This is a genomic window from uncultured Bacteroides sp. (assembly GCF_905207245.1).
Lineage (GTDB): Bacteria > Bacteroidota > Bacteroidia > Bacteroidales > Bacteroidaceae > Bacteroides.
The window spans coordinates 32,582-47,761 of record NZ_CAJLKP010000028.1; the positions used below are offsets into that span (position 1 = coordinate 32,582).

General features: G+C 44.1%; 7 protein-coding genes. 4 read left to right on the plus strand and 3 right to left on the minus strand.

What is annotated here, in order from left to right:
- Positions 1-14 precede the first annotated feature (14 nt).
- The 4 genes from QZ135_RS10550 (at position 15) to QZ135_RS10565 (ending at position 8,706) form a co-directional block, all read left to right on the plus strand.
- A complete protein-coding gene (locus tag QZ135_RS10550) occupies positions 15-992 on the plus strand; it encodes a glycoside hydrolase family 43 protein (protein ID WP_294608751.1) in 978 nt (325 codons plus the stop codon).
- A 15-nt stretch (positions 993-1,007) separates the two neighbouring features.
- Complete coding sequence (locus tag QZ135_RS10555) at positions 1,008-1,991, plus strand: Gfo/Idh/MocA family oxidoreductase (protein WP_294608753.1); 984 nt, start codon at positions 1,008-1,010, stop codon at positions 1,989-1,991.
- 21 nt (positions 1,992-2,012) lie between these two features.
- Positions 2,013-4,091 (plus strand): alpha-glucuronidase family glycosyl hydrolase, encoded by a 2,079-nt coding sequence (locus tag QZ135_RS10560; protein ID WP_294608755.1) that lies wholly within the window; start codon positions 2,013-2,015, stop codon positions 4,089-4,091.
- A 529-nt stretch (positions 4,092-4,620) separates the two neighbouring features.
- Positions 4,621-8,706, plus strand: coding sequence for a hybrid sensor histidine kinase/response regulator transcription factor (locus tag QZ135_RS10565; RefSeq protein WP_294608757.1), 4,086 nt, complete (start codon positions 4,621-4,623; stop codon positions 8,704-8,706).
- A 74-nt stretch (positions 8,707-8,780) separates the two neighbouring features.
- On the opposite strand, the gene QZ135_RS10570 is transcribed toward QZ135_RS10565, so the two are convergent.
- From QZ135_RS10570 to QZ135_RS10580, 3 genes are all read right to left on the minus strand, one after another.
- Entirely contained in the window at positions 8,781-12,005 is a 3,225-nt protein-coding gene (locus QZ135_RS10570) for a glycoside hydrolase N-terminal domain-containing protein (protein ID WP_294608759.1), read from the minus strand.
- A 34-nt stretch (positions 12,006-12,039) separates the two neighbouring features.
- Positions 12,040-12,921: an alpha/beta hydrolase-fold protein gene (locus tag QZ135_RS10575; protein WP_294608779.1), complete on the minus strand. Its 882-nt coding sequence runs from the start codon at positions 12,919-12,921 to the stop codon at positions 12,040-12,042.
- Between the two features lie 222 nt (positions 12,922-13,143).
- On the minus strand, positions 13,144-15,102 hold the full coding sequence (locus QZ135_RS10580; RefSeq protein ID WP_294608761.1) for a cellulase family glycosylhydrolase: 1,959 nt from the start codon (positions 15,100-15,102) through the stop codon (positions 13,144-13,146).
- Positions 15,103-15,180 lie beyond the last annotated feature (78 nt).

Here is a 15,180-nt window from a genome sequence, read left to right on the forward strand (position 1 = left end):
TAAATTATATAGTCATGAAAAAAGAGAAAAGATACTTAGTACCCGGAGATTATATGGCAGACCCTGCCGTTCACGTATTCAACGACCGCCTTTACATCTACCCGTCGCATGACTGGGAAAGCGGCATACCCGAAAATGACAACGGTGACCACTTCAACATGAAAGACTACCACATCTTCTCCACTGACGACCCTATGCACGGAGAAATCACCGACCATGGCCTTGTGCTCACTACTGAAGACATCCCCTGGGCGGGACGCCAACTCTGGGACTGTGACGTAGCAGAGAAAGATGGTAAATATTATATGTACTTCCCGTTGAAAGACCAAAACGACATCTTCCGTATCGGAGTTGCCATCGGAGACCGCCCCGAAGGACCGTTCACACCCCAGCCCGACCCTATGCGCGGAAGCTACAGCATAGACCCTGCCGTGCTGAATGACGGTGATGGTAATTATTATATGTACTTTGGCGGCCTCTGGGGTGGACAATTGCAACGTTACCGCGACAACAAGGCACTGGAAAGCGGTGCTACTTTCCCTGCAGACAATGAGCCGTCCATTCCCGCACGTGTTGCCAGACTCAGTGCAGACATGCTGCAATTCGCCGAAGAACCTAAAGCTGTAGTCATTTTGGACGAGAACGGTCAGCCACTGACTGCCGGAGATAACGACCGCCGTTTCTTCGAAGCCTCCTGGATGCACAAGTACAATGGAAAATATTACTTCTCCTACTCCACCGGAGATACCCATCGCCTGTGTTATGCCATCGGTGACAACCCATACGGTCCGTTCACTTATCAAGGTGTTATCCTTACCCCGGTAGTGGGCTGGACCACCCATCATGCCATTGTAGAATACAAAGGCAAATGGTATCTGTTCCATCATGACAGTGTGCCTTCCGGCGGACGCACCTGGTTGCGCAGTCTGAAAGTATGCGAACTGGAATACGATGCCGACGGACATATCATCACCATCGAAGGGCTGGATTAACCGATAATCAACCATATGGATGCAATGAAAATAGGAATCATAGGTACCGGATGGATTGCCGAGAGGATGGCAATCACCCTCATGGGAATGAAAGGTGTGGAAGCTTACGCAGTTGCTTCCCGCCAATTGCAAACCGCACGCGACTTTGCCGAAAAGTGGGGGTTCACCCGCGCCTACGGTTCCTATGAAGAGATGCTTACTGATGAACAGGTGGAGTTGGTATACATTGCCACTCCCCACTCACACCACTACAAACATGCACGCATGAGTTTGCTACATGGTAAAGCGGTATTGTGCGAAAAAGCATTCACCTCCAATGCCCGCGAGGCAGAAGAGTTGCTAAAACTTGCCAAAGAAAAGAGCCTCTTCATCACCGAGGCCATCTGGACGCGCTACATGCCTTTGTCGCAAACCATCAACGAAATCATAGCAAGTGACATCATCGGACGTCCCATGACATTGTCTGCCAACCTGGGTTATCCCATCGGCAACCGCGAGCGGCTCCGGCAACCCGCACTTGCAGGTGGAGCATTGCTCGACCTGGGAGTATATACACTGAACTTCGCCTCCATGGTATTCGGCACCAGGATTGAGAATATCACTTCAACCTGCATCAAAACCGATACAGGAGTGGATGCCCAAAACAGCATAACCCTCACCTTCAAAGATGGAAAAATCGCCGTACTACACAGCACCATGCTGAGCATGACCGACCGTCAAGGCATTATCTCCGGTGAAAAAGGACACATAATTGTAGAGAATATCAATAACCCGCAACGAATCACGGTAGTGACGGAGGACTATCAAACCGTAGCCGTCTACAATTGCCCGCCACAAATCACCGGATATGAGTATCAGGTATACGCCTCCATGGAAGCCCTGAAGAACGGATGGCTCGAATCTCCCTTCATGCCCCATGCCGAAACTCTACGCATCATACGCCTGATGGACAGTCTGCGTAAAGAATGGGGGGTGCGCTACCCCTCCGACGAACAATAAATAAATCAATAATTCCTATTTATGAAGAAACTACTTTCCCTATTCTTTATTATATGCTTTCTAATGCCCGTTTCAGCCGAAGACGGCAGTCGCCTATGGCTCCGGTACTCCACAGACGGGAACGCAACCATATCCTGTAATAAGCAATCAGCCATGCTGGACATCGCCACCACCGAGTTGCGTAAAGGCTGGAAAGGTGTGCCCGTCACATTAAGCCTCCAGCGAAACAAAGAAACACGTGCTATAGGTGAAGAAGGATATTGCCTCCTCACTTCAGATGATGGGCGAAAGATAACCATCACCTCCGCCGGAGAACGCGGACTGCTTTACGGAGCCTTCCACCTGCTGAGGCTGCAAGACACCGGTAGTGCGGACTTATCTAAACTCGATATCAAAGAAAGTCCCGCTTACGACCTGCGCATCCTCAATCACTGGGATAATCTGGACCGCAGCATTGAACGGGGTTACGCCGGACGCTCTTTATGGGATTGGGAAGCCTTGCCTTCCACCCTCTCCGGTCGCTATGCAGACTATGCCCGCGCCAATGCTTCCATCGGCATCAACGGCACAGTCATCAACAATGTAAATGCCTCCTCACAAATCCTTTCCACCGAATATCTGGAGAAAGTAAAAGCACTGGCAAATGTATTCCGCCCGTACGGCATCCGTGTGTATCTCTCCATAAACTTCGCTTCTCCCATGCAATTAGGCGGCCTTTCTACCGCCGACCCGTTGGACAAAGAAGTCATCGCCTGGTGGAAGAACAAGACAAAAGAAATCTACCGCCTCATCCCAGACTTCGGCGGCTTCCTCGTGAAAGCCAATTCCGAAGGGCAGCCCGGTCCGTGCGACTTCAACCGCACCCATGCCGAAGGTGCCAACATGCTGGCGGATGCAGTGAAACCTTACAAAGGCATTATCATGTGGCGTGCCTTCGTTTACAGCCCCAGCGACGCCGACCGTGCCAAACAGGCTTATCTGGAGTTCCAGCCGCTGGACGGACAATTCCGTGACAATGTCATCGTACAAATAAAAAACGGTCCGGTAGATTTCCAACCGCGCGAACCATATAGTCCTTTATTCGGCGCTATGCCCAAGACCGCACAGATGGTTGAGTTCCAGATTACACAAGAATACTTGGGCTTCTCCAACCACCTTGCCTATCTTGCCCCCATGTGGAAAGAATTTTTCGATTTCGTACAGCCTTCTTCACTGAAAGCAATGGCAGGTGTTGCCAATATCGGCACAGATGCCAACTGGTGCGGCCACCCCTTTGCACAGTCCAACTGGTATGCTTTCGGTCGCCTCGCCTGGAATCCTGAGTTATCTTCCGAAGCGATAGCGGAAGAGTGGTTGAAACAGACGTTCTTTAATGAAGAATTAAGAATGAAAAATGAAGAGCGTTTGCAGTCCGATAACCCGGCTGATTCTTCATTCTTAATTCTTAATTCTTCATTAAAACAAATGATGATGGAAAGCCGTGAAGCCGTAGTAGACTACATGATGCCCCTCGGTCTCCACCACCTCTTTGCCTGGGGACACCATTATGGTCCCGAACCCTGGTGTGATATCCCCGGCGCACGTCCCGACTGGATGCCCTCTTATTATCACAAGGCTGATAAAGCGGGAATCGGCTTCGACCGCAGCCATACCGGGAGCAATGCCACCGCACAGTATCCCGACTCGCTTTGCCATCTCTACAATGACATCAACACTTGTCCGGATGAATACCTGCTTTGGTTCCATCACGCCCCATGGACTCACACTATGCAAAGCGGGCGTACACTATGGGACGAACTCTGCTACCGTTATGACAGGGGTGTGCAGCAAGTCAGGAATTTCCAGGAAAAATGGGATTTAGCAGAAAATTATATTGATACGGAACGTTTCAAAGACGTGCAATCACGCCTGAAAATACAAACGCGCGATGCCGTCTGGTGGAAAGATGCCTGTCTGCTCTACTTCATGGAATACTCAGGCATGCGAATTCCTTATGACATCGAACGCCCGATACATGAACTGGACGACTTGAAACAGGTGAAACTTCCGATTGACAACCATGAATGTCCTACAAGGAAGATGCTGAATGAAAGGAGGTAATGAAACGGCAGAAAGTATCATGAAGTTTTTTCAAATCTTCCTGCCCGTAAACAAAATGGGTTGAATTTGAGAGATGAACGATTCGCAGGTATTCCGCCGGAATCGTTCTCTCAAAGCCCCCTACACTCAATGCACTCACCAATTCTTTTTACAAATAACATCTACTCAAAAAATAACCGTATACTGAACCTAATTCAATCGTATAGTGAATGCCATTCAGTCGTATAGTGAATAGGGTTCAGTATACGGCTGAATACAGCACGACAAAACCATACTTATAATCAAGCAGTTGCAAAGTTTCACATAGCTATTGATAAATTCCTACAAATCATTTAAATAACATTGCGCTCATTACGGAGCGGATGGAATTAAACAGATTGTCACACTATTCTTTGATAGCAATTACATCTTTTCGTATTCGCTCAACAGAAAAATTCCAGAATAAGTATACTAAAAAAATATTAGTTTTCTTTTTAAAAGAAAGTATAGATGATATTAACTATATTTGTAGGCAGAAAATTAATAAGATATGAGGAATACATTATTATATCTAATCTGTTTATTCTTATTCAGCAATTTGTGTTATGCTCAGGAAGGTAAAATGTTTACTGTTGACAAAGAGTTGTCAAGCAGTATGATAAATAAAGTCTATCAAGATTATGATGGAATTATCTGGATTGCAACGGAAGATGGCTTAAACCGATATGACGGAGCTAAATTTACCGTATATAAACACGATAAAGGGAACCCTAATTCTTTATTGAACAATTATGTTCGCGTGCTTTATGAAGATAGCCGGAAACGTCTTTTCGTCGGTAGCCTGAAAGGACTGCAGATCTATGATCGGGAAACCGATTTATTCACTACTATTCCTATGAAGTTTATCAATGGAAACAAAGCAGAGGCTAATATATCTTCCATAATCGAACGTAAAAATGGAGAAATACTCATCGGTACATCAGGGCACAACCTATTTTCATTAGAGACACAAGGTGACAGCATGGTAGTGCAACAAATAGATAAAAACATCCCAAGTAGACTGATAACTTGTTTATATGAAGACAAGCAGGGATTCTTATGGGTAACAACAGGAGACAATGGCATATTCCGAATAGACAATAACAAGCAGCAGAAACAATATTTAAGCGAAAAAGGAATCGCATGGAATACAATCTCCAGTATTTGCGAAGATAGATATGGAAATCTATATATGGGAAGTCTGCAAAAGGGATTATTTCAATATAACTACCAGACAGAAACATTTACTCCTATTGTATATAGTCCCGATTCCAACCTTCCTATCAAAATCTTATATCCAACCGATCAGGATGAGATCTATATTGGAACAGACGGAAATGGTATCAAAATTTACGATATTCAGAAGAAAAAAATGCAGGATAGTAACCTCAATGTCACTACCTTTAACCTGAATAAGGCTAAAGTTCACTCTATCCTGAAAGACAGATTAGGAAACCTATGGCTGGGATTCTTCCAAAAAGGGGTGATGATTATTCCTGCAACAACCTATGAATTCAGATATATTGGTTTCAAATCAGCCATCAACAATACAATCGGTTCAAGTTGTGTTATGTCTGTTTTCAAAGATCACATCGGCACTTTATGGGTAGGTACAGATAACGATGGAATCTATGGCATTTCTCCCGATGGCACACAGAATGTACATTTCACTACTTCAGAAACTCCCCACTCTGTTCCTTCTACCATAATGAGTATCTATGAAGATTCCAATCATAATCTATGGATAGGCTCCTACTTGAATGGTATGGCGAAGATGGATACCCAAACAGGGAAATGTAGCTATTTGAATCTTGTAGACGATCGATCAAACCTGGTACAAAGTGTTTATTGCTTTGCCGAGGATAACAACAAGAACCTATGGATAGGAACCATGGGATCCGGCATTTTTTATATGGACATAAATACAGGTAAAATTAACCGATGCCGCACGTATGAAACCATAGCAGAATGGGGAAAGCCGGAAATGCTACATAATTCGTGGATCAATTGCCTGCTACACACCGCCGATGACAAATTATACATAGGCACTTATGATGGCCTGGCTTGTCTGGATATAAAAACAATGAATTTCAATAGCCCTCTTAAAACCAAAAGGATATTACCCGGTGATGTTGTTTATGCCCTATACGAAGATCAGAACGGCGGCATTTGGATCGGTACGTCCAGAGGGTTAAATTATTTGGACCCTAAAACAATGTCTATTCACGAATACACCATGGAAGATGGCTTACCCAGCAACCTTATCTGCTCCATCCAAGGTGATAATAATGGATATCTCTGGATTAGTACAGGTTACGGAATCAGCCGTTATAACACCAGGAATCCAAGCTTCATAAACTTTTATGCCAATGACGGATTGCAAGGCAATGAGTTCAGCAAAGGAGTAGGCTTTACCGGTCCGGCAGGAGAAATCATATTCGGAGGAACTGGCGGTATCAGCTATTTTAATCCGCTGGAAATAACCAACCCCAATAAGAAACCTGAAATCCGGATTACAGATTTTAATATTCATGAAAAGACCATCAAAAAGGGAATGAAATCCGGAATTTATGAGATTGTCAATACAGCAATTATGGATGCAGAGTTCTTTCAATTATCTCACAAAGATAATTCTTTCAGTATTGAGTTTTCTGCGATGGAATTCTATAGTCCGGAACGGATTACTTACATGTATTCCCTTAACAATTCAAATTGGGTCAGCCTGCAACAAGGCATAAACCGGGTTTCATTCAGTAATCTGGCCCCAGGTCACTATACGTTCCAGATAAAAGCCAAAGATTATAATTACTACTCTGATATAAAAGAAATAACGATTACTATTTTCCCTGCCTGGTATGCATCTGGTTGGGCCAAACTAATATATATAATCTTAGCACTGGGCATCATTTATATTATCATCATGCAAGTGCGCCACCGCTATCGTGCCCGCCAGGAAATAATGGAGCATATACATGCAGAGCAGATTAATGAAGCAAAGCTACAATTCTTTATCAACATTTCTCATGAAATCCGTACTCCGATGTCCCTCATCATTAGTCCGCTACAGAAACTGATGGCTATAGATAAGGATGGAGAACGGCAGAAGAACTATTATACCATCTACCGGAATGCCGAACGCATACTCCGGTTGGTAAACCAGTTGATGGACATCCGCAAAATCGACAAAGGACAGATGTCCTTGAAATTTCAAGAGATGGATATCGTAGGGTTTCTCCATGACTTGTATAACACATTTGAATATCAGGCAAAGACTAAACATATCACCCTGAATTTCCTCCCGGAAGTAGAAAGACTACAAGTTTGGATAGATCCGAAGAATTTCGATAAAGTAATTCTGAACATACTTTCCAATGCCTTTAAATTTACACCGGAGAATGGTGAAATTAATATTTATCTGCGTGTAGGTAAACACTATTTTGAGATTGTAGTAGAAGATAGCGGCATTGGCATCGATCCAGCAGAGATGGGACGAATTTTTGAACGCTTTTATCAGATTCGTAACAGCCACAACAATTCTAATATAGGTACCGGCATTGGCTTGCACCTAAGCCGTTCGTTAATAGAATTGCATCATGGCACAATACTGGTCGAAAGCAACGAGGGGAAACCAGGCTCCCGCTTCATTATCCGCCTCCCGTTAGGCAAAGACCACTTAACGGCAGAAGAGATTGATGAGTTTTCTTCCAATAACTATGCTCCTGCACACACCGCTACAGCATTGCCTATACCTTCACCCACGGATGAAGAAGACGTAAAGGTGCGTTCCAAGACGAAAAATCACGTATTAGTTGTAGAGGATGATGAAGAAATACGCAAATATATATATCAGGAACTGGCAAGCGATTTTCATATGCACGAATGTACCAACGGTAAAGAAGCGCTGGCTATGATTCTGAAGAAAGCGCCGGACCTCATTATCAGTGACATCATGATGTCTGAAATGGACGGATTGACCCTTTGCCGGAAGATTAAACAAAATGTGACAGTGAACCATATACCTGTTATCCTGTTGACAGCCAAGTCAAGAGAAGAAGACAAATTGGAAGGTTTGGAGACCGGTGCAGATGCATACCTCGTCAAGCCATTCAATATTGAAATATTGAGAAAGACCGTGCTGAACCTTATCAAAAGCCGGGAAGTGCTGCGTAACAGTTTCAGCGGTAATCAGATACGGGAAGACAAATTGCATAAGTTAAATGTACAGTCGCCCGACGACAAATTATTGAGCAAAGTGATGAAAGTAATCAATGATAACCTCAGTAATCCGAACCTGAACGTTGAAATGATAGCCACTGTAGTAGGTATCAGCCGCGTACACCTCCACCGCAAGTTGAAGGAGCTAACCAATCAATCAACCCGCGATCTGATACGTAACGTACGATTAAAACAAGCAGCCTCATTATTGGCTGATAAGTACCACAGTATCACTGAGGTGGCAACGCTTACAGGTTTTACCAACATAGCTTATTTTTCCACAGCATTCAAAGAGTTGTACGGTGTATCTCCGACAAACTATATGGAAAAGCGCTCAGCTTCCACCGAGTCTGAAAAAGAACAAGAAGAACAACAACAATAAAAAAACCGCCGTCTATAAGTATCCCACGACAGTAATACTTTGCAGACGGCGGTAAACTAAAAAACTAACCTTTATTACATTGCACGTTCCAAATAATAATCTTCTCCCGGCTGAGTAACGATATCATATTCATAAGTACGATAGAGAATCGGAAATTGAGGATTTATCAGTTTTGAAACGATTGGCTCTTTTATAACTGCTGGTGCATAAAGAGGATTCGGACAAGCACCATCAGCCACTTGTACTCCTTTTCCTTTCAGAGGAACATAAGAACGAACGCGCAATACTCCGCCCAGACGAGAATGTATCTTCGCCTTATTCAGCTGAACGCCATCCCAATCCATATCCACCACAAAACCTCCACGGGCAACAAGGCCTTTCACACTTCCTTTTTTCCATGCTTCGGGCAATGCGGGCAACAATTGTACCGCCCCGTCATGGCTTTGCAACAACATCTCTGCCACTCCCGCTGTATAACCGAAGTTACCATCAATCTGGAAAGGCGGATGGGCATCAAATAAATTAGGATAAGTACGTCCCTCAGGGTATTCTTTCTGAACCTTATCATTAGGCAAAAGATGAAGCATATTCTGTATAATCTTATAAGCGTGATTGCCATCCAGCATACGTGCCCAGAAATTAATCTTCCACCCGATACTCCAACCGGTAGCCATGTCTCCGCGCTGTATCAAAGTATTGCGGGCAGCCTGGAACAACTCAGGATTTGTAGTCGGAGAAATCTGATTACTGGGATATAAACCATATAAGTGCGAAATATGCCGATGGTCATCCAACGGATTATCAGCATCAATCAGCCACTCTTGCAATTGATTATGTTTGCCAATCTGCATGGGTGGCAACTTGCCCAACATGGTCTGCAAAGAATCTTCATACTGTTTATCACCACCCAGAATACGGCTTGCCTGAAGTGTACTGTAAAGGGCATCAAAAGCAATCTGATTATCCATTGTACAACCTGCCGTGATCGTTGTTTGTGAACCCCGGTAACCATGTTCCGGAGACATGGAAGGTACCGTAACCATCCACTTATACTTCGGATGTTCCACCAAATGACTTAAATAAAAATCAGCAGTTCCTTTTAATATCGGATAATACTTCTTTAAAAACTCTTTATCACCGGTAAACAGATAGTGTTGCCACAGATGTTGTGCCACCCAGGCACCTCCATTAGGCCACATGCCGAAGCTTGCAGCATCCACCGGTCCGCAAGCACGCCATATATCTGTATTATGATGTGCCACCCAACCTTTGGCGTCATAAAGAACCTTAGCTGTCTCACTACCCGTAACAGCCAGGTCGGTCACCATGTCAAAGAAAGGTTCATGCGTTTCACTCAGATTGGTTACTTCAGCAGGCCAGTAATTCATCTCCGCATTGATATTAATCGTATATTTACTATCCCAGGGAGCATAGGGACTATGATTCCAGATACCCTGAAGATTGGCAGGCTGACCACCGGGTTGTGAAGAAGAAATCAACAAATAACGACCATATTGGAACATCAAAGCCGCCATCGCCATATCATTTCCTTCTATAAAACGTTGCACACGGACAGGTGTCTCCAAAGCAGAAATTTTAGTGCTTTCCAAAGTCAGAGCCACACGATCATATTGTTTACGGTAAGAGGCGATATGACTCTTCAAAGCCTGTTCATAAGGAACACGGGTGGCTTTCTGCAAATAAGTAGCTGCACGCTTTGATTCGTTTGCACTGACATCATGGTAATTCACAAAATTGGTAGCTGCTGAAATGTACAAAGTAGCCTCAGTAGCCCCATTCACGGCAAGTGCGCTTTCTTCCTTACTCACTTTACCATCTGTTTTCACCTGCACCTGGCATTCGGCACGCATAGCGGCAGGGATTCCTTCATGTTCAGCTCCCTGACAGGAGATAATCAGTTTGCCACCCTTTACTTGTACATTTGATTTCAGCGGACTGTTATATGATATGGCGAAATTCAAAGCCTTTGCCTTATCCGCCTGAATACGGACAATAATCACATCATCACTCAAAGAAGCAAACGCTGTACGGACAAACTTCACTCCGTCCACTTCATAACGGGTGGTAGCAGTAGCATTCTCCAGATTCAGGTCCCTGTAATATTCAGAAGGATTCTCATGCCCTGGGAAATTCAGGAAAAGACTCCCCATCGTCAAGTAGCGCATGCCATGCTGAGGCGTCATATAATTTTCATCAATGAGTTTCTGTGCATCCAGAGTTTTGCCTTCAAAAATAAGACGGCGTATTTCAGGTAACACCTGCAATCCTTTGGGATTATTATTATTGTAAGGTCCGCCGGCCCAGAAAGTCTCTTCATTGAGTTGCAGTTCTTCACGGGCAGTTCCGCCAAATACCATAGCGCCCAAACGGGAATTGCCCAGTGGCAGAGCTTCCAGCCAGTCTTGTGCCGGACGGGCATACCACAATTTCATATTCTGGGCAGATGTCCAATCTCCGTATCCCAAAATGGAAAGCATCTTAGCAGCATAGCGTGCTCCCAACATCCGGTATCCCTCGGCTGTAAAATGAAGATTATCGAATGCAGCCGGACAATCGGCAGAGGATATCACGTGTGCAGTAGGAATCACCTGTGGCAGACTGTCGATGATTGTATTCATGCTGGCACAGATTCCATTCTGATCTGCATGTACCACCTCACCCGCCAGCAAAGGCACATCAGCAGCAGATAATCCCAAATCTTTCAAAAGATTATCATACACTCCCTTTACTTTTGAAGGCCAATCTTTATCATTTGTATTCGACTCTCCCTGATGCAACAGAATACCCTTAATCACTCCATCCTTTTGAGCAATCTTTGCCATCTCAACCAAACGTGCATAAGGATTGCCCCCATATTCTTTTACCATATTCTTCAGCCAGTCCGGAGAAGTTTCTACGTACGACTGATAGTTATCCTTGTCAAACAGTTCTATTTTGCAACCACCTACGGCAACATTGATAATTCCTACCCGCACATTGGATGGCAGGTTAGCCACCATAGCCCGTCCAAAATAATCACCCGGAGTCAGGCCCGTATAGCAACGTGCCAAAGGAGGAACCGCCTTATACCAATTCCCTTTGGTCCTCCCCAAATTAGGACAATCGACAGCCGCTAATACCTGAAAACGGCTGTCAACTGCCACGGTGTCCTGTTCTTCTACCTTTGCATTTCCTTCCATGTTCGATTGTCCCAAACACAGATAGATATGAAAATTCGCATCTTGTGCAAATGTCGTCATGCCTAAAAGAAGCAGGCATGTAAATACAAATGTTCTCATAATCTGTCTATTATTTATTTTTCTATATACATATTCATTCTTTACCAAATATCCGGGTTACGAAAGGCAAACACTGATAAAGAGCCGAGTGCCAATATTCCCAGTCATGCCCTCCATCACGCACCCTGAACTGGCAGGGTATGCCAGTGTTACGCATAGCTTGATAGAACTCTATATTACGATCAAGCAGGAAATCATCATCTCCACAATCTACAAACCAAGCAACACTACGTAAATCAGCCTTACGGTTCTCGTCAGCCTCCGTCACATATTTCACACAACTATTTTCAATAACACTACGGGTAAGTATCGCTATTTTAGAATTCGGATCATCAGCAGACACTGCTCCCTGCTCTGGAATAGACATCAAGGCACTCATCGCATAGACCGCACAAAACATGTCACTATGGCGCTGACCATAATTAGTAGCTCCGCCACCTCCCATCGACAAACCGGCAATGGCACGATGCTGCTTATCACCTATCACCCGGTATTTCTTTTCTATATAGGGCAAGAATTCCGTATAAAAGAAAGTCTCATATTTCCAACCCGGCATATCGAAATATCCGTTCCATTCCATATGTATATTACCACCGGCATTCGGAGTAACAATAATCATCTCACACGCCTCTCCACTGGCCACAAGCCTATCCATAACATCTTTTACATGACCACGTTCGGTCCAGACAGGATTTGTCTCCCACATTCCATGCAAAAGATAGAGAACAGGATATTTTTTCTCTTTATTCTGTTCAAAGCTTTTGGGCAGAAAAACAGTATAGGCACGTTTGGCATTCAGCACTTCACTAAAAAGAGTGTCTGTAACTACTTTACTCTGAAAGTTCCAAGAGGCATTTTGTGAATAGCCAGCGAATGCACACATTACTACAACCAACCATACAATTATCTTCTTCATCATATTTTTATTTAAAGTTTATCAGACCATTCATATATATTTGCAAAAATAAGGCATGAATCCGATCACTGATTTGCAATTTTAGACATTTGAATATCAATATTAGATAAATATAACAGATTTGTATTCCTGCACATTCTTCACAGAGGATGCAGGAAAGATATTATAAAATGCACAAATTATACCGAACTCTCGGAAAAATGAGAGTTTGATATCTCTTTTTTATTTGCTAAGGGAGACATCAGCTATCACAATAGGTTTTCCACCTGTTGACCAAAAACCTGCAATATAAAGATGCGAAGGTTCAATCTTTCCTCCGTTCTTATCTTTCATATTGTTCAACTCCACTACAATCTTACGCGAAGATCCGAAATCATACGCAGCAGGCTCACTCCAATAATTGTTTTTATCAAACAGACGGAACGAAACACCACTCTCATTATCGTTACCCAGCTCTACGGTCACAGTCTTATATCCCGACAAATCAAGTCCATTGTCATATTGCCACCCTCCGAAACCATACTGCCCCGTCACCAGTGTGCGGGCATTCTCGTCGAACGTGCCTTTCTCCCATATAGAAGGATTGAAGACATCTGCCGTCAGTGAGAAAGGAGAAATTACCGTAACCTGCAATGTCAGTTGCTTACTGACTCCGGCAGCCGATTGATATGTAACGGTTACCGTAGCTTCACCGGGTGCCACAGCTACTAATTTGGCTGTCTGTTCTACTTTCAGCACGTTTGTATCTGAGCTGTTGACAGTCGCCTCCGCAGTCACCATCCGTACCGTTCCATCAGAATAAACAGCTTTCACTTTGAGATAATTCGTACCACCCATTTGCAGACGAAGTTCTCCCTCTTGTCCCATCAACTCCAGTTTTTCCAGTTCCCCATTCACTACTATCCCTTCAGCATATTCCTTGAACCAATGGTACATCGCCCACGGACAGGCCTCGGGATCATTGAGGAAAGTGTAATTGCCCGGTTCACCCGGCACATCTTTAAACGCTGCCAGTTCATGTGACCTCGTTGTAAAGAACAACCAGGAAACATTACCTGAATTATCGGCTATATATTTGAAGTTAGCGCCAAAGCCTTCACCACCTGCCGTTCCTGTAATACTTTTACCCCAAGTGGCATCATATTTCTTCGGAGCCCAGTCTATTTCAGTCACCATGATAGGAGCGAAAGCCGCCACAGGGCCTACTTGCGCATCCCAACCACGCTGAAAAGCTTCATAACCTCCTCCTGTGGAAGAGCCGATACCTTCACCGCTGTCTTCCTCAGCATCGCTACCATACCAACCGGGATAACAGTGAACGGCAAAGCCTATATTCTCCCCTTCGATACGGTGAATGGCATATCCGGCGTAAGATGACTGATAAGACAATCCCGGCACCCAAACAATGTTGCGGCAGTTGGCACGTATTTTGTCTACTATAGCCTGAAAGTAGAGTTGGAGATTCTTGAAATGGCCGTCACCGCTACTGCCGTATGTTCCGTCAGTACCTTTTATCCTGACAGGTTCATTGGCAAGCTCGAACATAACATCCATATTATTTTTCAGCTTAGGATGTTTCGAAACAATATCCCACACTTTGAGCAAAAACTGCTGATATGTGTCTCCTATTTCTATACCTTGATAGGGAGCATCAGCCGGACATACTCCAGGCGGACGCATCACCACATACATTCCTTTGGAAATAAAGTATTCTGCCATCGGCACAAACAACTCTTCAAGATACTTCCGAAAACGGGTTTCGGAGAACCGTTCATGTCCTTCATATCTCACGGACTGCATGGAGGGGTCATCACTCCAATACGGGTCAAGGTGCATCCGCACGAAATTGAACTTCCATCCGGCAGCCACAATTCCATCTACCATACTCTTATTATACCTGAGGCATGCCTGCACGTCATAATTAGCCCAGGCATTGTTATTGAAGAAAGGGCTGTAAGTCTGGGTAAAACCATGCAAGTTTACAATCTCTCCTTTCGTATTCTTCAGATAACGCCCCACTACACTTAAAAGAGGTAATGTATTATTATTTCCCGGTTCAGGATCAGGCTCAACAGGTTGCGTTGGCTCTTCCGGCAGCACTACTTCTTGTACTGTATCATCGGAACAAGATGACAATAGTATGAAATTCAAGAAGAGAAATACTGTTATAATCCTTTTCATTTTAATTTTTTTAAGTAATTAATGGTAAAACCGTTTCTTTATTTGTGCTCCTGCACACTCTTCACAGAGGATGCAGGA

Coding starts and splice junctions, on each gene's coding strand:
- QZ135_RS10550 (WP_294608751.1), top strand. CDS start 15: ATGAAAAAAGAGAAAAGATACTTAGTACCCGGAGATTATATGGCAGAC.
- QZ135_RS10555 (WP_294608753.1), top strand. CDS start 1,008: ATGGATGCAATGAAAATAGGAATCATAGGTACCGGATGGATTGCCGAG.
- QZ135_RS10560 (WP_294608755.1), top strand. CDS start 2,013: ATGAAGAAACTACTTTCCCTATTCTTTATTATATGCTTTCTAATGCCC.
- QZ135_RS10565 (WP_294608757.1), top strand. CDS start 4,621: ATGAGGAATACATTATTATATCTAATCTGTTTATTCTTATTCAGCAAT.
- QZ135_RS10570 (WP_294608759.1), bottom strand. CDS start 12,005: ATGAGAACATTTGTATTTACATGCCTGCTTCTTTTAGGCATGACGACA.
- QZ135_RS10575 (WP_294608779.1), bottom strand. CDS start 12,921: ATGAAGAAGATAATTGTATGGTTGGTTGTAGTAATGTGTGCATTCGCT.
- QZ135_RS10580 (WP_294608761.1), bottom strand. CDS start 15,102: ATGAAAAGGATTATAACAGTATTTCTCTTCTTGAATTTCATACTATTG.